The organism is Streptomyces sp. NPDC051183 (genome assembly GCF_040682455.1).
Lineage (GTDB): Bacteria > Actinomycetota > Actinomycetes > Streptomycetales > Streptomycetaceae > Streptomyces.
In genome coordinates, this window is the sequence record NZ_JBFBBA010000006.1 from 62,496 (window position 1) to 80,340 (window position 17,845).

The window sequence follows — 17,845 nt, forward strand, 5'->3', positions numbered from 1 at the left end:
GTTCATACGACGGAGAGTAAGCCCGCGGAACCCCCGGCTTTCCCACGACCCGCCCCTTTCCGTAGCATCACCGCACGGGGCCAATTCGCTGCTGCCACAAGGGGGATCGCACCGTGTCCGCACGTCGATCGATGCTCACCGCTCTCGGAGCGACCACCCTCCTCGCCGTCCTCTGGTTCGTGCCATCGGCCAATGCCACCGCGCCCGGGCACGGCACGGACGCCTCCGGCGCGCCCTCCGAGGGGCTGAGCGTGCAGACCGCCGGGTCCGCCGAGCTCACGGGTTCCGGCGAGGTCACCCTCGGGCTCGCCGACACCGGCAGTATCGACACCACCCCGTACCTCCTCGGCGGCACGCTCTGCCTGGGTCTCGGAGCCGGGTTCGTGACCTTCTCCGTACGCCGCTCGCGCGCCCTGTAGGACGCCCCCGCGGGCGGCGCCGGGAACGGCGAAGGGCCGCGCCCCGGGTCGTGTCCCCGGGCGCGGCCCCTGTTCGTTCGCGCGTGCGTTACGCGAGCGGGCCCGTCACCTCTTCCACCGCGGCGACGAGAGCACCCGTACGGATGAACGCGTCGGCGGCGGCCAGGTCAGGCGCGAGGAAACGATCCGGCCCGGGGCCCTGGACGCCCGCCGCCCGCGCCGCCGCGATGGCGGCCCGGCTGGCCGGGGCCGGGGTGAGCCCGTGGCGCAGCTCGATGGCGCGGGTGGCCGCGTACATCTCGACGGCGATGATCCGGGTCAGGTTGTCGATGGCGGTACGCAGCTTGCGCGCGGCCGACCACCCCATGGAGACGTGGTCCTCCTGCATGGCGGAGGAGGGGATCGAGTCGGCGGAGGCCGGTACCGCGAGCCGCTTCATCTCGCTGACCAGGGCGGCCTGCGTGTACTGGGCGATCATCAGACCGGAGTCCACACCGGCGTCGTCCGCGAGGAACGGCGGCAGGCCGTGGCTGCGGTTGTGGTCGAGCAGCCGGTCGGTGCGGCGCTCGGCGATGGAGCCGAGGTCGGCCGCAGCGATGGCCAGGAAGTCCAGCACGTACGCGACGGGGGCGCCGTGGAAGTTGCCGTTGGACTCGACGCGCCCGTCGGGCAGGACCACCGGGTTGTCGACGGCGGCGGCCAGCTCGCGGGAGGCGACCAGGGCGGCGTGCGCCATGGTGTCGCGGCCCGCGCCGGCCACCTGCGGGGCGCAGCGCACGGAGTACGCGTCCTGGACGCGGGGCGCCGACTCCTCCTGGAAGTGGCGGACGAGGCCGGAGCCCTCCAGTACGGCGGCCATGTTGGCGGCGGCCGCGCCCTGGCCCGGGTGCGGCCTTATGGCGTGCAGCTCGGGGGCGAGCACCTTCTCGGTGCCGAGCAGCGCCTCCAGGGTCATGGCTGCGGTGATGTCGGCGGCGGTGTACAGCTTGCCGAGGTCCGCGAGGGCCATGACCAGCATGCCGAGCATGCCGTCGGTGCCGTTGAGGAGGGCGAGGCCCTCCTTCTCGCGGAGCTCGACCGGCTTGATCCCGGCCTCGGCGAGCAGATCGCCGGCGGGGCGGACCGTCCCGTCCGGGCCCTCGGCGTCGCCCTCGCCCATGAGCGCGAGCGCGCAGTGGGAGAGCGGCGCGAGGTCGCCGGAGCAGCCCAGGGAGCCGTACTCGTGCACGACGGGGGTGATGCCCGCGTTGAGCATGTCGGCCATGCTCTGGGCGACGGAGGGCCGTACGCCGGTGTGGCCGGAGCAGACGGTCTTCAGGCGCAGGAACATCAGCGCGCGCACGACCTCGCGCTCGACGCGCGGGCCCATGCCGGCGGCGTGCGAGCGGACGATGTTGCGCTGGAGCTGCGCGCGCAGCTCGGGACTGATGTGCCGGGAGGCGAGGGCGCCGAACCCGGTGGACACCCCGTAGACGGGCTCGGGCTTGGCGGCCAGGGCGTCCACGATCTCGCGGGCGCGGGTGAGCGCTTCGAGCGCCTCGCCGGACAGTTCGACGCGTGCGTTGCCGCGGGCGACGGCGATGACGTCCTCGGCGGTGGTCCCGGACGTTCCCACCACGACAGTGTGCATATCCATATTCAGCACCCTACGGACTGAATCGCTTCATGTCACTAGCCTGCCGACGGCGGGGTCACGGGGCACGGGGCCACGGCACTAGGCCCGGCCGCGGAAGCGGCGGCGCTCGCCCATCGCCTCCTGCGCGGCGTCGGCGAGCCGCACCACGGCGGTGTCCCGCCCGGCGACGACGGGCTTCGGAGAGCGCGCGGCCTTGGCCTTGTACTGGGCGGCGTCGGCGAGCCGGAACAGCCGCCGGGAGGACTTGACCGGGCCGATGGGGTCCCCTGTGGAGGCCACGCCGCAGGCCACGCCCTCCCCCAGCTCCAGCTCGGCGGCCCGTACGCACAGCTCCTCGGTCACCCGCACCACCTCGTCCGCGGGGGGCCCGACCCCCACGAGGCAGAACTCGTCGCCGCCGAGCCGGGCGACGAGCGCGCCGGGCAGCATGGCCCCGCACAGGCTCAGTACGGACCCGAACCGCTCCAGCAGCCGGTCGCCCATGGCGTGGCCGAGGGTGTCGTTGACCTTCTTCAGGCCGTTCAGGTCGCAGACGACCAGGCTGACCACGGCCCCGGTCCGCCGGTGCTCCTCCAGGGCCTCGTCGAGCCGCATGTCGACGGCCCGCCGGTTCGCGAGGCCGGTCAGCGGGTCGGTGAAGGCCAGCCGGCGGGCCTCTTCCAGGCGCTCGTTCTGCGCGAGTCCGGCGGCGACGACCGCGGCCAGCACGGTCGCGAACTCGGCGTCGTCCTCGTCGAAGTCCGCCAGCCCCTCGTCGCGGGCGACGTAGAGCTCACCCCAGGCCCGCCCGCTCAGCACGATGGGCGCGACCACGCAGCTCCCGCGCCCGCGGCGGCGCAGGGCCTCCCCGCGGCGCCCGGGGCGGTCGCCGACCGCGCTCTCCACCCAGGCGTGCGGCCCGCCGCCGCCGACCCAGCGCTCGTGGAGGAACTCGGTGATCTCCGGGAAGTCGTGGACGGGATAGGACTCGTCCTCGGGGAACTCCTCCTCGCCGACCCGGCGCTCGCCCTCGTTCACGAGCACCCGCAGGCGGCCGCGCTCGCGCTCCCAGGCAGAGATGGCGGCGAAGGACCCGTCCATCGCCAGCCGCGCCCCGCGCGCCGCGGCCCGCACACTGTCCCGTGGCGCACACGCGGCGGCCATGGCCTGCGCGAGGCCCACGACGGCTCGCAGCCGCCCGTCGACTCCCATCACCCCAGGTTAGGGAGTTTTGTCTGATTTGGTGACAATTGGCGCGACTTTCGGTGGCACCAAGATCACAAAGGGTGAGGGCGTACGGCCCCCACCCCCCTGACCCGGACCCGCTACTGCCCCGGCCAGCTCGGCTTGCGCTTCTCGTTGAACGCCGCCACGCCCTCCGCCCGGTCGCCCGAGAAGGCCACCGTCCGCCAGGCCGCGTCCTCGATCTCCAGCCCGGCCGCCAGGTCCATCCCGTGCCCCAGCCGCAGCGCCCGCTTCGCGGCCCGCAGCCCGACCGGGGAGTTCGCGGCCATCCGCGCCGCCAGCGCCAGCGCCTCGGACGTGTCCGTCCCGGCCGCGACCACCGAGTCCACCAGGCCCAGGGACAGCGCCTCGGCCGCCTCCACCCGGCGCGCCGTGAAGATCAGCTCCGCCGCTCGGGCCGCGCCCACCCGACGGGGCAGCAGCTGCGTGCCGCCGCCGCCCGGGATCACGCCCACCGACACCTCCGGCAGGCCCACCACCGCCGTCTCGTCGGCCACGATCACGTCACAGGCCAGCGCCAGCTCGAAGCCGCCGCCGAGGGCGAAGCCGTGCACGGCCGCGATCGTCGGCATCGGCAGCTCCAGCACGCCGCCGTACGCACCCCGCGTGGTCGGCCGCTGGCGCACCAGCTCCGCGTCCGACAGGGAGTTGCGCTCCTTGAGGTCCGCCCCGACGCAGAACGCCCTCTCGGCCGCGGAGGAGAGCACGACCACCCGCACGGAGGGATCCGCGGCCAGCCCCGCGCAGGCGGCCCCGATGGCCCGGGCCATCTCCGTCGACACCGCGTTCATCGCCTTCGGGCGGTCCAGCACCAGCTCGACGACCCCGTCGTCACCGTGCCGACGTACCGAAACGAACTCCGACCCAGACACCACAGCGGCCCTCCCGGTTAACGAACGTTTATCCGGGGATCCTAGCCCTCAGGCCGTCGGCCGCTTCCGCCGCGTCAGCGACCACGGCTCCACGACACCCAGCCCGCGCACCGGCCGCTGCCACATCGGCTGGAGCGCGAAGCGGTACCCGCCGCCGCCCTCCTCCGACTCGGCCTCCTTCTCCGAGACCGGCGCCGCACCCGTACGCCCCAGCTCCTCCGCCATCGCCCCGTCCACCAGGACCGCGTCCTTCGGCGCTATGGACGTCAGCCGGCTCGCCAGGTTCACCGTCGTCCCGAACACGTCGCCCATCCGGGTCGTCACCGTGCCGAAGGCGATGCCGACGCGCAGCTCCGGCATCTGCGGATCGACCTCCATCGTCTCGATCAGCCGCAGCGCGATCTCCGCCGCCGTCGCCGCGTCGTCGGCGCAGTACAGGACCTCGTCGCCCAGCGTCTTGATCAGCCGGCCGCCGTGCGCCGCGACCAGGTCCGCCGCCGTCGTCTCGAAGGCCTCGACCAGCTCGCCGAGCTCCTCCTCCTCCAGCCGGCGCGTGAGCCGCGTGAAGCCCACCAGGTCCGCGAAGCCCACCGCGAGCCGCCGGTCGACCATCTCCTCGTCGTCCGCGACCTGCACCACGCGCCCGGTCGCGGCCGCCAGCTGGCGCCGCCACACGTACACGAGGAACTCCTCCAGCTCGGGCAGCAGCAGTTCCACGAGGGGGTACGTGACCTCCGTACGGGTCATCCCCGGCTCCGGCGGCTCCGTCAGCCCCTCCAGGAAGGAGTCGATCTGCCACTCCGCGAGGCGCGCCGTGGTCTGCCCGGTGGAGCGCGCCACCTGCACCGCCATCGGCTCGCTCAGCAGCCCGGCCTCCACCAGGCCCGCCAGGCGGCGCAGCGCCAGTACGTCCGCCTCCGTCAGCGCCTTGGCCTGGCCGATGTCCGCGAAGCCCATGGCCCGCCAGAAGCGGGACGCGAGCTCCATCGAGACACCGGCGCTGCGGGCCGCCTGGAACGGGGTGTACCGGCGCTCGGCGCCCAGGATCAGCTGCTCCAGCCGGATCGCGAGCGGGTCGGCCGTCGGCTGGGCCGTGTGGTCGACCTCGTGGTGGGGAGTGTGCTGGTCGCGCCCGATCGGGGTGCCCGGACCGGAGGGCCCGGCGGGCCCGGGGGCGGACGCGCTGGACGTAGGGTCGTCGACGGTCAAGGGCCGCCTCCTGTCCATTCCGTGCGCACACTGCCCTGCCGAACCGGGTGATCGCCGGGAGGACCGGGATCGCCTAAACCATACGGCAGGTGTGCCGTAGCTCACTCCCCACTCCCCGACCTCTTCCCGGGCTACCGCACCGAGCGCAGATGGACCACGTCCCCTGCCCCGACTGCTTCCCGCTCCTCGTCCGCCGTCCGCACGACGAGCCGCCCGTCCGCGTCCACCGCTTCGGCCGTCCCGGTGAGGGTGCGCCCGCCGGGCAGCTCGGCCCGTACGTGCTTGCCGAGGGTGGCGCAGCCCGCCGCGTACGTCTCCTGCAGACCGCTGGCCGCCGGGTCCCCGCCGGCCGCGCGCCAGTCCCCGTACCACTGCTCCAGGGAGCGCAGTACGGCCTTCAGCAACGGGTCCCGGTCGGTGACGGCGGCCTTGGCCAGCACGAGCGAACCGGCGGTGTCCACCGGCAGCTCGTCCTCGGTGAGGGTGACGTTGAGCCCGATGCCGATGACGACCCCGTCGGCGACGCGCTCGGCGAGGATCCCGCCGACCTTGCGCTCCTCGCCCTCCACACCTACCAGCAGGTCGTTGGGCCACTTGAGTGCGGTGTCCACCCCGGCGGCCCGCGACAGCCCGCTCGCGACGGCCACCCCGGCCAGCAGGGTCAGCCACCCCCAGCGCTCGGCGGGTACGTCCGGCCCCGGCTTCAGCAGCACGGAGAAGAACAGACCGGACCGCGCCGGCGCGGTCCAGCTGCGGTCGAGCCGCCCGCGCCCGGCGGTCTGCTCCTCGGCGACGAGCACGGCCCCCTCGGGCAGCTCCGCGGCCCGCGCCGCGAGGTCGGTATTGGTCGACCCGGTGGCGGCGACCACCTCCACCGAGGTCCACAGCCCCCCGTCGGTCACGAGTGCCCGCTGCAGCGCGGCGGCGTTCAACGGCGGCCGGTCGAGGCTCGACCAGCGACCCGCGGCGGCTCCGGTCGGAGTCCCGCCTGATGCATCTGATGGCGTCATGCAACCCACAGTAGGTGTGTCAAACGCCGCACTGCCGAGCGCCATGCCCGCCGATACGCTACGCACCAGTAGCCAGCAGTGGTCAACCAATTGACCAGGCAGTTGACACCACACAGGGAGCCGCGACCCCGATGTCACAACCGTCAGAGCCGATCGACATGCACACCACCGCGGGAAAGATCGCGGATCTGCAGCGTCGCATCGATGAAGCCACCCACGCCGGGTCCGAGCGCGCGGTGGAGAAGCAGCACGCGAAGGGCAAGCTGACGGCGCGTGAGCGGGTGGCCCTGCTGCTGGACGAGGGCTCGTTCGTCGAGCTGGACGAGCTCGCCCGGCACCGGTCGACCAACTTCGGCCTGGAGAACACCCGCCCGTACGGGGACGGCGTCGTCACGGGCTACGGCACCGTCGACGGGCGCTGCGTCGCCGTGTTCTCGCAGGACTTCACCGTCTTCGGCGGGGCCCTCGGCGAGGTCTACGGCCAGAAGATCATCAAGGTGATGGACTTCGCGCTGAAGACCGGCTGCCCGGTCATCGGCATCAACGACTCCGGCGGCGCCCGCATCCAGGAGGGCGTCAGCGCGCTGGGCATGTACGGCGAGATCTTCCGCCGCAACGTGCACGCCTCCGGCGTGATCCCGCAGATCAGCCTGGTCGTCGGGCCCTGCGCGGGCGGCGCCGTGTACTCCCCCGCCATCACCGACTTCACGGTCATGGTCGACCAGACCTCGCACATGTTCATCACCGGCCCCGACGTCATCAAGACCGTCACCGGCGAGGACGTCGGCTTCGAGGAGCTGGGCGGCGCCCGTACGCACAACAGCACGTCCGGCGTCGCCCACCACATGGCGGGCGACGAGAAGGACGCCATCGAGTACGTGAAGTCCCTCCTCGCGTACCTGCCGTCGAACAACCTCTCCGAGCCGCCCGTCTTCCCCGAGGAGGCGGACACCGAGGTCTCCGACACCGACCGCGAGCTCGACGTCCTGATCCCGGACAGCGCGAACCAGCCGTACGACATGCACGCGGTGATCGAGCACGTGCTGGACGACGCGGAGTTCCTGGAGACCCAGTCGCTCTTCGCTCCGAACATCCTCACCGGCTTCGGACGCGTCGAGGGGCACCCGGTCGGCATCGTCGCCAACCAGCCGATGCAGTTCGCCGGCTGCCTGGACATCAACGCCTCCGAGAAGGCCGCCCGCTTCGTGCGGACCTGCGACGCCTTCAACATCCCGGTGCTGACCTTCGTCGACGTGCCGGGCTTCCTGCCGGGCACGGACCAGGAGTACAACGGAATCATCCGGCGCGGCGCGAAGCTGATCTACGCGTACGCCGAAGCCACCGTCCCCCTGATCACCGTCATCACCCGCAAGGCCTTCGGCGGCGCGTACGACGTCATGGGCTCCAAGCACCTGGGCGCGGACCTCAACCTCGCCTGGCCGACCGCGCAGATCGCCGTCATGGGCGCTCAGGGCGCGGTGAACATCCTGCACCGCCGCACGATCGCCGAGGCGGAGGCGGGGGCGGATGATGTGGAGGAGGTGCGTGCACGGCTGATCAGCGAGTACGAGGACACGCTGCTCAACCCGTACACGGCCGCCGAGCGCGGGTACATCGACGCGGTGACCATGCCGTCCGAGACCCGGGCGCACGTGGTGAAGGGGCTGCGGCAGCTGCGCAGCAAGCGGGAGTCCCTGCCGCCGAAGAAGCACGGCAACATCCCCCTCTAGCCCCTCCAGGAGGTCTCTGTGGTGATCAAGGTCGTCAAGGGCAACCCGACCCCGGAGGAGCTGGCCGCCGCACTGGCGGTGGTCCGAGCGCGCGCGGCGGTGCTGGCCTCGGCCGCGCCGTCGGGCGCCCCGCGGGTGGCGGACGCGTGGTCGGCGCCGGGCCGGGTGGCCCGGCGGACGCTTCCGCAGCCGGGGGCCCGCGCGTGGGGCCGTACCTACTGGCCCGGTCAGGGCTGAGCCGAACATGGCTCGAACTGGGTGTGGCGCCTGAGTACCCGTACTCAGGCGCCACACCCGTCTCCGGGACAGGATCGGAGCATGCTCTGGTCAGACCCGAAGGACGAGCCGCCCAAGGAGATGCGCGACGTCCAGACGATGCTCCGGCGGATGACCGTCGTGGTCGTCATCGCGATGCTCGTCGTGGTCTACGTCCTGGGCATCGGCGGCTTCTAGGGGTTTCCAGGCGCATCGAGGGGGTTCCAGGGGCTTCTAGGACGTGTTCCGGCCCGCCCCTACGATGGCGGGCATGACTGCCGAAACCCGCCACGCCCTCATCCTCGCCTCCGCCTCGCCCGCGCGGCTGAACCTGCTGCGCCAGGCCGGGCTCGCCCCGCACGTGATCGTCAGCGGCTTCGACGAGGACACGTTGAACCACGACAACCCGGCCGACCTGGCCCTCGCCCTGGCGGAGGCCAAGGCGGGCGTCGTGGCGGCCCTGGAGGAGGCCGCGGGCGCCCTGGTGGTCGGCTGCGACTCGGTGCTGGAGCTGGACGGCGAGGCGCTGGGCAAGCCGGCGGACGCCGAGGAGGCCACGGCCCGCTGGAAGTCGATGCGCGGGCGGGCCGGCGTACTGCGCACCGGGCACTGCGTGATCGACACGGCCACCGGACGTCAGGTTTCGGCCACGGCTTCGACGACGGTCCGCTTCGGCGAGCCGACGGACGCGGAGGTGGCGGCGTACGTGGCGAGCGGGGAGCCGCTGCACGTGGCGGGCGCCTTCACCCTGGACGGGCTGTCGGCGCCGTTCATCGAGGGCATCGACGGGGACCACGGCAATGTGATCGGGATCTCGATGCCGCTGCTCCGCTCCCTGTTCGCGGAACTGGGCGTGTCCATCACGGACTTGTGGGCGTGAGACCCCTCTGCGGGGCGGCCGCGCCGCCGTCTCCGCCGCCCCCGGCACCCTTGGCCGCGTAGAGCATCAGGCTCAGTACGAGCAGGCAGAGCATCACCATCAGCGCGGTGAAGACGATCCAGCCGAAGAGGCCCACGGCGATGGCGCCGAGCAGTCCGTGGGTCACGGCGGCGCCGACGAGCACGACGCGGGCGAAGCGGCCGGGGGCCCGGTCGCGGATCGCGGCGACGGCGAGGAGGGCGGCGCAGAGCAGGAGGAAGGCGCCCATGCCCGCCCCCATTGCGTACGTTGCCTTGGACATGACATCCGGATCCATGCCCGCTATGGACATCGACTGGTTGTGCGTGGTCCGCCCGAGGACGATGTGGACGAAAACGAGCACCGCCGCTTCGGCCAACAGTGCGATTCCGGCCACTGCGGCCACGAGTCTGCGCAGCACGACACCCACACCCACGACGCCCCCACCCCCCACAAGCACAAGCCTGTTCGACGCCTGGAGGCTACTAACGGGTAAACCCGCGGACAAGGGGTCGGGGCAGCTTCGTTACGGTGGGGCACCCGTGCACCGGCCACGCAAGGAATGTGTGGGCCGTTCGTAGGGACTCGACAAAGAATCACCCGGGGCCGCTGACCGGCCGCACAGAGACCTTGGGCACACGACAGGGTTACTGTGCAGTCGGGGATCCCCCTGACCTGGGGCGCCACTTGGGTTTTTTCGGCTCGAGGTGGACTCGAATCACACTCCGTGTGGGCAAGGTCACCTCTGGAGAAGGGTCGAAAGGCCGTGTGGGCTGTCCCTAAACTCAGCTTGTTTCAAGGAGGGAGCCATCGTGCGCAAGGTGCTCATCGCCAACCGTGGCGAAATCGCAGTCCGCGTTGCTCGGGCCTGCCGGGATGCCGGGATCGCGAGCGTAGCCGTCTACGCCGACCCGGACCGGGACGCTCTGCACGTCCGCGCGGCCGACGAAGCGTTCGCGTTGGGCGGTGACACCCCGGCCGCCAGCTACTTGGACATCTCCAAGGTCCTGCAGGCCGCCGCCGATTCCGGCGCGGACGCCATCCATCCCGGATACGGCTTCCTCTCCGAGAACGCCGACTTCGCGCAGGCCGTCATCGACGCGGGCCTGATCTGGATCGGACCGCCGCCGCAGGCCATCCGCGACCTCGGCGACAAGGTCGCCGCCCGGCACATCGCGCAGCGCGCCGGTGCGCCGCTCGTGGCCGGCACGCCCGACCCGGTCTCCGGGGCGGACGAGGTCGTCGAGTTCGCCAAGGAGCACGGCCTGCCGATCGCGATCAAGGCCGCCTTCGGCGGCGGCGGTCGCGGCCTGAAGGTCGCCCGGAACCTCGAAGAGGTCCCGGAGCTCTACGAGTCCGCCGTCCGCGAGGCGGTCGCCGCCTTCGGCCGCGGCGAGTGCTTCGTCGAGCGCTACCTCGACAAGCCGCGGCACGTCGAGACCCAGTGCCTCGCCGACTCCCACGGCAACGTGGTCGTCGTCTCCACCCGTGACTGCTCGCTCCAGCGCCGCCACCAGAAGCTGGTGGAGGAGGCCCCCGCGCCGTTCCTGAGCGAGGCCCAGAACGCCGAGCTGTACGCCGCCTCGAAGGCGATCCTGAAGGAGGCCGGCTACGTCGGCGCCGGAACGGTCGAGTTCCTGGTCTCCGCGGACGGCCTGATCTCCTTCCTGGAGGTCAACACCCGTCTTCAGGTCGAGCACCCGGTCACCGAAGAGGTCAGCGGCATCGACCTGGTCCGCGAGATGTTCCGCATCGCCGACGGCGAGGAGCTCGGTTACGGGGACCCGGTCCTGCGCGGCCACTCCATCGAGTTCCGCATCAACGGCGAGGACCCGGGCCGCGGCTTCCTGCCGGCCCCCGGCACGGTCACCAAGTTCGCCCCGCCGACGGGTCCGGGCGTCCGCCTCGACACGGGCGTCGAGTCCGGCTCGGTCATCGGCCCGGCCTGGGACTCCCTGCTCGCCAAGCTGATCGTCACGGGTGCCACGCGCGAGCAGGCCCTGCAGCGGGCGGCGCGCGCGCTGGCCGAGTTCGAGGTGGAGGGCATGGCCACGGCCATCCCGTTCCACCGCGCGGTCGTCGCGGACCCGGCGTTCGCCCCGGCGGACGGCAACCCGTTCACGGTCTACACCCGGTGGATCGAGACCGAGTTCGTCAACGAGATCCCGGCGTTCGTGGTCCCCGCCGCGGACGACGTCGAGGACGAGCCGGGCCGCGAGACGGTGGTCGTCGAGGTCGGCGGCAAGCGCCTGGAGGTCTCGCTCCCGTCCTCGCTGGGCATGACCCTGGCCCGCACGGCGGCGGCGGGCGGCGCGAAGCCGAAGCGCCGCGCGGCCAAGAAGTCGGGCCCGGCCGCCTCCGGCGACACCCTCGCGTCCCCGATGCAGGGCACGATCGTCAAGGTCGCGGTCGAGGAGGGCCAGCAGGTCAACGAGGGCGACCTGATCGTCGTCCTGGAGGCCATGAAGATGGAGCAGCCGCTCAACGCCCACCGCACGGGCACCATCGTCGGCCTCTCGGCGGAGGTCGGTGCCTCGCTGACGGCGGGCGCGACGATCTGTGAGATCAAGGACTGACGTCCTTACGGGGCTCCGCACCGGACCCCGCACCTCAAACGCCGGTGGGGCTGCTTTCGCAGCCCCACCGGCGTTCGGTCTTCAGCGGCGCCGCATGTCCGCGACCCGCGCCCGCTCCCCCGCCTGCTGCTCCAGCATCGCCGCAGGCGCAGTGCGCAGCTGCGCCGTCGGCCCGCCGCGGCGCTGCACCGGCAGCGGGGAGTCCCGGCGCGGGCGCCGCCCGACCATCCCCTCGCCACCGCCGGAGGCGGCCGACCCGGCCACGGTGATCTGCACGCCCTGGTCGGCCAGCGCCTGGAGCTCCGTCGCCGCCCGGTCGTCGTGCGCGGGCGGCTCGTCGGTCACCAGCCGGGTGATGACGTCGGTCGGCACGGTCTGGAACATCGTGTCCGTCCCGAGCTTCGTGTGGTCGGCCAGCACCACCACCTCCGCCGCCGCCTGCACCAGCGCCCGGTCCACGCTCGCGGAGAGCATGTTGGACGTGGACAGCCCGCGCTCGGCGGTCAGCCCGCTCCCGGACAGGAAGGCCCGGGAGACCCGCAGCCCTTGCAGGGACTGCTCGGCACCGCTCCCCACGAGGGCGTAGTTGGACCCGCGCAGGGTGCCGCCGGTCATCACCACCTCCACCCGGTTGGCATGGGCCAGCGCCTGGGCGACGAGCAGCGAGTTGGTGACGACGGTCAGGCCGGGCACCCGGGCGAGCCGGCGGGCCAGCTCCTGGGTCGTGGTGCCCGCGCCGACGACGACGGCCTCGCCTTCTTCGACGAGGCCGGCGGCGACATCGGCAATGGCGGTCTTCTCCGCCGTCGCGAGATGGGACTTTTGCGGAAAGCCGGACTCCCGCGTGAAACCGCCCGGCAATACCGCACCGCCGTGTCGGCGGTCGAGGAGTCCTTCGGCCTCCAGTGCCCGCACGTCCCGCCGTACGGTCACTTCGGAGGTCTGGACGACGCGGGCGAGCTCCCGGAGCGATACCGCTCCGTTGGCCCGCACCATTTCGAGGATCAATTGGCGACGTTCTGCAGCGAACACGAAACTGACAGTAACCCCAACGACCGTCTGCTTTCAGCTCTTTGCGCCGGAATACCGAAGTTGTCCATAAGGTGAGGCGACTAGTGGTATACGGGGCCGGGCGACCGCGTGAACTTCACACCACGGGTCGCCGCCCCACCTCAAACCCCTTGCGGCACACGGCGGTTGGCCGGGCTCAGGCCTCCCCGGCGGCCTTCCGCGTGTGCAGCTGGCGCGCCACCTCGGCGATCGATCCGGACAGCGAGGGGTACACGGTGAACGCGTTTGCGATCTGCTCGACCGTCAGGTTGTTGTCGACGGCGATCGAAATCGGGTGGATCAGCTCGCTCGCCCGGGGCGAGACGACCACGCCGCCCACCACGATCCCGGTGCCCGGGCGGCAGAACAGCTTCACGAAGCCGTCGCGGATGCCCTGCATCTTGGCGCGCGGGTTGCGCAGCAGCGGGAGCTTCACCACGCGGGCGTCGATCTTGCCGGAGTCGACGTCGGCCTGCGTGTAGCCGACGGTGGCGATCTCCGGGTCGGTGAAGACGTTCGAGGACACCGTCTTGAGGTTCAGCGGGGCCACCGCGTCGCCCAGGAAGTGGTACATCGCGATACGGCCCTGCATGGCCGCGACGGAGGCGAGGGCGAAGATGCCCGTCACGTCGCCGGCCGCGTACACGCCGGGCGTCGAGGTGCGCGAGACCTTGTCGGTCCAGATGTGCCCGGACTCCTTGAGCCGGACCCCGGACTCCTCCAGGTTCATGTTCTTGGTGTTCGGGATGGCGCCGACGGCCATCAGGCAGTGGGTGCCGGAGATGACCCGCCCGTCGGAGAGGGTGACCTCGACGCGGTCGCCGACGCGCTTGGCGGACTCGGCGCGCGAGCGCCCGATGACGTTCATGCCGCGGCGGCGGAACACGTCCTCCAGCACGGCGGCCGCGTCCGGGTCCTCGCCGGGCAGCACGCGGTCGCGGGAGGAGACCAGCGTGACCCGGGAGCCGAGGGCCTGGTACGCGCCGGCGAACTCGGCGCCGGTCACGCCGGAGCCGACCACGATGAGCTCCTCGGGGAGCTCCTCCAGGTCGTAGACCTGGGTCCAGTTCAGGATCCGCTCGCCGTCGGGCATCGCGTCCGGGATCTCGCGCGGGGTGCCGCCGGTGGCGATCAGCACGGCGTCGGCGGTCAGGATCGTCTCGGAGCCGTCGGCGGCGGTGACGATGACGTCCCGCGTGCCGTCGATGCCCTGCGGCCCGCCGAGCTTGCCGCGGCCCCGTACGACGCGGGCGCCGGCCCGGGTGACGGAGGCGGTGATGTCGTGGGACTGGGCGAGCGCCAGGCGCTTGACGCGCCGGTTCACCTTGCCGAGGTCGACGCCGACCACGCGCGCGGCCTGCTCGATGTGCGGGGTGTCGTCCGCGACGACGATGCCGAGTTCCTCGTACGACGAGTCGAAGGTCGTCATGACCTCGGCGGTCGCGATGAGGGTCTTGGAAGGTACGCAGTCGGTCAGGACCGAAGCGCCGCCGAGGCCGTCACAGTCCACGACGGTCACCTCCGCGCCGAGCTGTGCCCCCACGAGGGCCGCCTCATACCCGCCGGGTCCGCCGCCGATGATCACGATCCGGGTCACGAAAAGTCCGCCTCACGTCTACCCGGCCGGCTGCCGCCCCGGCCGGGGTTCCGGGGGGTCTCCCCGGGGGATGCATTCCGTGCCCCATTGTCCCGCACGCATCAAGGTGCTTCGCGCCCGGTCCCGCCATCCGGGCGGGCGGCCCGGGCCGCCCCTCCCGTACCCTCGACCTCATGTCGCTCTACGCCGCGTACGCCGGCAACCTCGACCCGCGGCTGATGACGCGCCGCGCTCCGCATTCGCCGCTGCGCGGCACGGGCTGGATCAACGACTGGCGGCTGACCTTCGGCGGCGAGCAGATGGGCTGGGAGGGCGCACTCGCCACGATCGTCGAAGCCCCGCGCCACCAGGTGTTCGTCGCCCTGTACGACATCGCTCCACTGGACGAGGACTCCATGGACCGGTGGGAGGGCGTCGGGCTCGACATCTACCGCCGCATGCGGGTGCGCGTGCACACGCTGGACGGCGAGGAGGCGGCCTGGGTGTACGTCCTGAACGGCTACGAGGGCGGTCTGCCGTCGGCGCGCTACCTGGGCGAGATCGCCGACGCGGCCGAGTCCGCGGGTGCTCCGCACGACTACGTGATGGAACTGCGCAAGCGCCCGTGCTGACCCCTTCCTGACGCGCGCCGGGCTCCGTCGGCCCTCCGGCCGGGCGGGGTTCCGGGGGGCGCGGCCTGGGCGGCGGCGGGTGCCGGAAACACCCGTCGGGGACGATTCGGCGGAAACGACAAGGCAACGATCCGAACACCGTGAGCTGTGCCATCTACGCGCGTAGGGATTGAGCGGCTACGCTCGTCCGCGTGAACGCATCTGTTACCGACCCCTTCGCCGCCGCCGACGCCGCAGCCGCCCGTCTGCGCGAGCTGACCGGCGCCGAGACCCACGACGTCGCCCTCGTGATGGGCTCCGGCTGGGCCCCCGCCGCGGAGGCGCTCGGCGCCCCCGAGGCCGAGTTCCTCGTCACCGAGCTGCCCGGCTTCCCGCCCGCCGCCGTCGAGGGCCACGGCGGCAAGGTCCGCTCGTACAAGATCGGCGACAAGCGCGCGCTGGTCTTCCTCGGCCGGACCCACTACTACGAGGGCCGCGGCGTCGCCGCCGTCGCCCACGGTGTCCGCACCGCCGTCGCCGCCGGCTGCAAGACCGTCGTCCTGACCAACGGCTGCGGCGGCCTGCGCGAGGGCATGAAGCCCGGCCAGCCCGTCCTGATCAGCGACCACCTCAACCTGACGGCCACCTCGCCGATCGTCGGCGCGAACTTCGTGGACCTGACCGACCTGTACTCGCCGCGGCTGCGCGCGATGTGCAAGGAGATCGACGAGACCCTCGAAGAGGGCGTCTACGTCCAGTTCCCCGGCCCGCACTACGAGACCCCGGCCGAGATCAACATGATCCGCGTGATGGGCGCCGACCTGGTCGGCATGTCCACCGTGCTGGAGGCCATCGCCGCCCGTGAGGCCGGCGCCGAGGTGCTCGGCATCTCCCTGGTCACCAACCTGGCGGCGGGCCTCTCCGGAGAGCCGCTGAACCACGAAGAGGTGCTCCAGGCCGGCCGCGACTCGGCCGCGCGCATGGGCACGCTGCTGACCCAGGTCCTCGCCCGCATCTGACCGACATACGAGAGGTAAGGCGGAAGTAGTGCAGGAACAGGCACAGGACGACCTGATCACCCGGGCCCAGGCCTGGCTGGCCGAGGACCCCGACCGGGAGACGGCCGAGGAACTCGGCAAGCTCATCGGGGCCGGCGACACCGCCGAGCTCGCGGACCGGTTCTCCGGGATGCTCCAGTTCGGCACCGCCGGACTGCGCGGCGAGCTCGGCGCGGGTCCGATGCGGATGAACCGCGCCGTGGTCATCCGGGCCGCGGCGGGCCTGGCGGCCTACCTGAAGGCCCAGGGCCACGCCGGCGGCCTGGTCGTCGTCGGCTACGACGCCCGCTACAAGTCGGCGGACTTCGCGCGCGACACCGCCGCCGTGATGACCGGCGCGGGACTGCGCGCGGCCGTCCTGCCCCGCCCGCTGCCGACGCCCGTCCTCGCGTACGCCATACGGCACCTGGGTGCCGTCGCCGGCGTCGAGGTGACCGCGAGCCACAACCCGCCCCGGGACAACGGCTACAAGGTCTACCTCGGCGACGGCTCGCAGATCGTGTCCCCTGCGGATGCCGAGATCGCGGCGGAGATCGACCGGATCGCGGCCCTGGCCGACGTCCCGCGCCCCGAGTCCGGCTGGGAGGACCTCGGTGACGAGGTCCTGGAGGCCTACCTGGCGCGCACGGACGCCGTCCTGACCCCGGGGTCCCCCCGGGGCGTGCGCACCGTCTACACGGCCATGCACGGCGTCGGCAAGGACGTCGTCCTGGCGGCCTTCGCCCGCGCCGGCTTCCCGGAGCCGGTGCTCGTCGCCGAGCAGGCCGAGCCGGACCCGGCCTTCCCGACGGTGGCCTTCCCCAACCCGGAGGAGCCCGGCGCGATGGACCTGTCCTTCGCGACGGCCGCCCGGGTGAACCCGGACATCGTCATCGCGAACGACCCGGACGCCGACCGCTGCGCGGTGGCCGTCCCGGACGACTCGGCCGCCTCCGGCTGGCGGATGCTGCGCGGCGACGAGGTCGGCGCGCTGCTGGCCGCCCACCTGGTGCACAAGGGTGCGCGGGGCGTCTTCGCCGAGTCCATCGTCTCCTCCTCGCTCCTCGGCCGGATCGCGGAGGCGGCGGGCGTGGGCTACGAGGAGACCCTCACGGGCTTCAAGTGGATCTCCCGCGTCGAGGGCCTGCGCTACGGCTACGAGGAGGCGCTCGGCTACTGCGTGGACCCCGAGGGCGTCCGCGACAAGGACGGCATCACCGCCGCCCTGCTGGTGGCGGAGCTGGCCTCGGAGCTGAAGGAGCAGGGCCGCACCCTGACCGACCTGCTGGACGACCTGGCCATGGCCCACGGGCTGCACGCCACCGACCAGCTGTCGGTCCGCGTATCGGACCTGTCGGTCATCGCCTCGGCGATGGCGGCGCTGCGCGCGGAGCCCCCGGTCTCGCTCGCGGGCCTGCGGGTGGTCTCGGCGGAGGACCTGTCGGTCGGTTCGGCCGCCCTCCCGCCGACGGACGGCCTGCGGTACTACCTCGACGGGGACTACAAGGCCCGGGTCATCGTCCGCCCGTCGGGCACGGAGCCGAAGCTGAAGTGCTACCTGGAGGTCGTGGTCCCGGTGGCGGAGGCCTCGGACCTGGCCGCGGCCCGCACCCGCGGCCAGGAGATCCTGGACGCGATCAAGAAGGACCTAGCGGTGTCGATGGGCATCTGATCCTTCCCGCGCCGGACTCCGTCCGGCGGGGCCAGGCCCCCCGAGCACCCGCTCGGGGGGCCTTCGCGCA

At 72.4% G+C, this 17,845-nt stretch carries 17 protein-coding genes; 9 read left to right on the top strand and 8 right to left on the bottom strand.

Going from position 1 to position 17,845, the window contains the following annotated elements; translation table 11 throughout:
* Positions 1–131: 131 nt before the first annotated feature.
* Positions 132–419, top strand: coding sequence for an LPXTG cell wall anchor domain-containing protein (locus tag AB0M99_RS07100; protein ID WP_365917779.1), 288 nt, complete (start codon positions 132–134; stop codon positions 417–419).
* Positions 420–507: 88 nt separating this feature from the next.
* On the opposite strand, the gene hutH is transcribed toward AB0M99_RS07100, so the two are convergent.
* The 5 genes from hutH to AB0M99_RS07125 all read right to left on the bottom strand — a co-directional run bounded on the left by hutH (position 508) and on the right by AB0M99_RS07125 (position 6,370).
* Positions 508–2,049, bottom strand: coding sequence for a histidine ammonia-lyase (hutH, locus tag AB0M99_RS07105; RefSeq protein ID WP_365917780.1), 1,542 nt, complete (start codon positions 2,047–2,049; stop codon positions 508–510).
* 84 nt (positions 2,050–2,133) lie between these two features.
* On the bottom strand, positions 2,134–3,246 hold the full coding sequence (locus tag AB0M99_RS07110; RefSeq protein WP_365917644.1) for a GGDEF domain-containing protein: 1,113 nt from the start codon (positions 3,244–3,246) through the stop codon (positions 2,134–2,136).
* A gap of 113 nt (positions 3,247–3,359) precedes the next feature.
* Entirely contained in the window at positions 3,360–4,154 is a 795-nt protein-coding gene (locus AB0M99_RS07115; RefSeq protein WP_365917645.1) for an enoyl-CoA hydratase-related protein, read from the bottom strand.
* 45 nt (positions 4,155–4,199) lie between these two features.
* Positions 4,200–5,288 carry an adenylate/guanylate cyclase domain-containing protein gene (locus AB0M99_RS07120; protein ID WP_365917781.1) on the bottom strand — a complete coding sequence of 363 codons (1,089 nt, stop codon included), beginning with the start codon at positions 5,286–5,288 and terminating at the stop codon, positions 4,200–4,202.
* Between the two features lie 203 nt (positions 5,289–5,491).
* Positions 5,492–6,370 (bottom strand): biotin--[acetyl-CoA-carboxylase] ligase, encoded by an 879-nt coding sequence (locus tag AB0M99_RS07125; protein WP_365917646.1) that lies wholly within the window; start codon positions 6,368–6,370, stop codon positions 5,492–5,494.
* A 131-nt stretch (positions 6,371–6,501) separates the two neighbouring features.
* On the opposite strand from AB0M99_RS07125, the gene AB0M99_RS07130 reads away from it, so the two are divergent.
* From AB0M99_RS07130 to AB0M99_RS07145, 4 genes are all read left to right on the top strand, one after another.
* Positions 6,502–8,100: an acyl-CoA carboxylase subunit beta gene (locus AB0M99_RS07130; protein WP_365917647.1), complete on the top strand. Its 1,599-nt coding sequence runs from the start codon at positions 6,502–6,504 to the stop codon at positions 8,098–8,100.
* A 21-nt stretch (positions 8,101–8,121) separates the two neighbouring features.
* On the top strand, positions 8,122–8,337 hold the full coding sequence (locus AB0M99_RS07135) for an acyl-CoA carboxylase epsilon subunit (protein ID WP_365917782.1): 216 nt from the start codon (positions 8,122–8,124) through the stop codon (positions 8,335–8,337).
* Positions 8,338–8,418: 81 nt separating this feature from the next.
* On the top strand, positions 8,419–8,553 hold the full coding sequence (locus tag AB0M99_RS07140; protein ID WP_365917648.1) for a hypothetical protein: 135 nt from the start codon (positions 8,419–8,421) through the stop codon (positions 8,551–8,553).
* Positions 8,554–8,626: 73 nt separating this feature from the next.
* Positions 8,627–9,235 carry a nucleoside triphosphate pyrophosphatase gene (locus tag AB0M99_RS07145; protein WP_365917649.1) on the top strand — a complete coding sequence of 203 codons (609 nt, stop codon included), beginning with the start codon at positions 8,627–8,629 and terminating at the stop codon, positions 9,233–9,235.
* On the opposite strand, the gene AB0M99_RS07150 is transcribed toward AB0M99_RS07145, so the two are convergent.
* Entirely contained in the window at positions 9,216–9,689 is a 474-nt protein-coding gene (locus AB0M99_RS07150; protein WP_365917650.1) for a hypothetical protein, read from the bottom strand. The two genes, AB0M99_RS07145 and AB0M99_RS07150, sit on opposite strands and share 20 nt — an antisense overlap.
* Positions 9,690–10,065: 376 nt before the next feature.
* Between AB0M99_RS07150 and AB0M99_RS07155 the strand changes: the two genes are divergently transcribed.
* Positions 10,066–11,829, top strand: coding sequence for a biotin carboxylase N-terminal domain-containing protein (locus AB0M99_RS07155; RefSeq protein WP_365917651.1), 1,764 nt, complete (start codon positions 10,066–10,068; stop codon positions 11,827–11,829).
* 81 nt (positions 11,830–11,910) lie between these two features.
* Here the strand turns inward: AB0M99_RS07155 and AB0M99_RS07160 are convergent, their stop codons facing one another.
* Both AB0M99_RS07160 and AB0M99_RS07165 read right to left on the bottom strand, forming a co-directional pair.
* A complete protein-coding gene (locus AB0M99_RS07160) occupies positions 11,911–12,861 on the bottom strand; it encodes a DeoR/GlpR family DNA-binding transcription regulator (RefSeq protein WP_365917652.1) in 951 nt (316 codons plus the stop codon).
* Between the two features lie 175 nt (positions 12,862–13,036).
* Positions 13,037–14,476, bottom strand: coding sequence for an NAD(P)H-quinone dehydrogenase (locus AB0M99_RS07165; RefSeq protein ID WP_365917653.1), 1,440 nt, complete (start codon positions 14,474–14,476; stop codon positions 13,037–13,039).
* A gap of 173 nt (positions 14,477–14,649) precedes the next feature.
* Between AB0M99_RS07165 and AB0M99_RS07170 the strand changes: the two genes are divergently transcribed.
* From AB0M99_RS07170 to AB0M99_RS07180, 3 genes are all read left to right on the top strand, one after another.
* Complete coding sequence (locus AB0M99_RS07170; protein WP_069921661.1) at positions 14,650–15,087, top strand: gamma-glutamylcyclotransferase; 438 nt, start codon at positions 14,650–14,652, stop codon at positions 15,085–15,087.
* Between the two features lie 191 nt (positions 15,088–15,278).
* On the top strand, positions 15,279–16,085 hold the full coding sequence (locus AB0M99_RS07175; RefSeq protein WP_365917654.1) for a purine-nucleoside phosphorylase: 807 nt from the start codon (positions 15,279–15,281) through the stop codon (positions 16,083–16,085).
* A 28-nt stretch (positions 16,086–16,113) separates the two neighbouring features.
* Entirely contained in the window at positions 16,114–17,775 is a 1,662-nt protein-coding gene (locus tag AB0M99_RS07180) for a phospho-sugar mutase (protein ID WP_365917655.1), read from the top strand.
* The last annotated feature ends 70 nt before the right edge of the window (positions 17,776–17,845 follow it).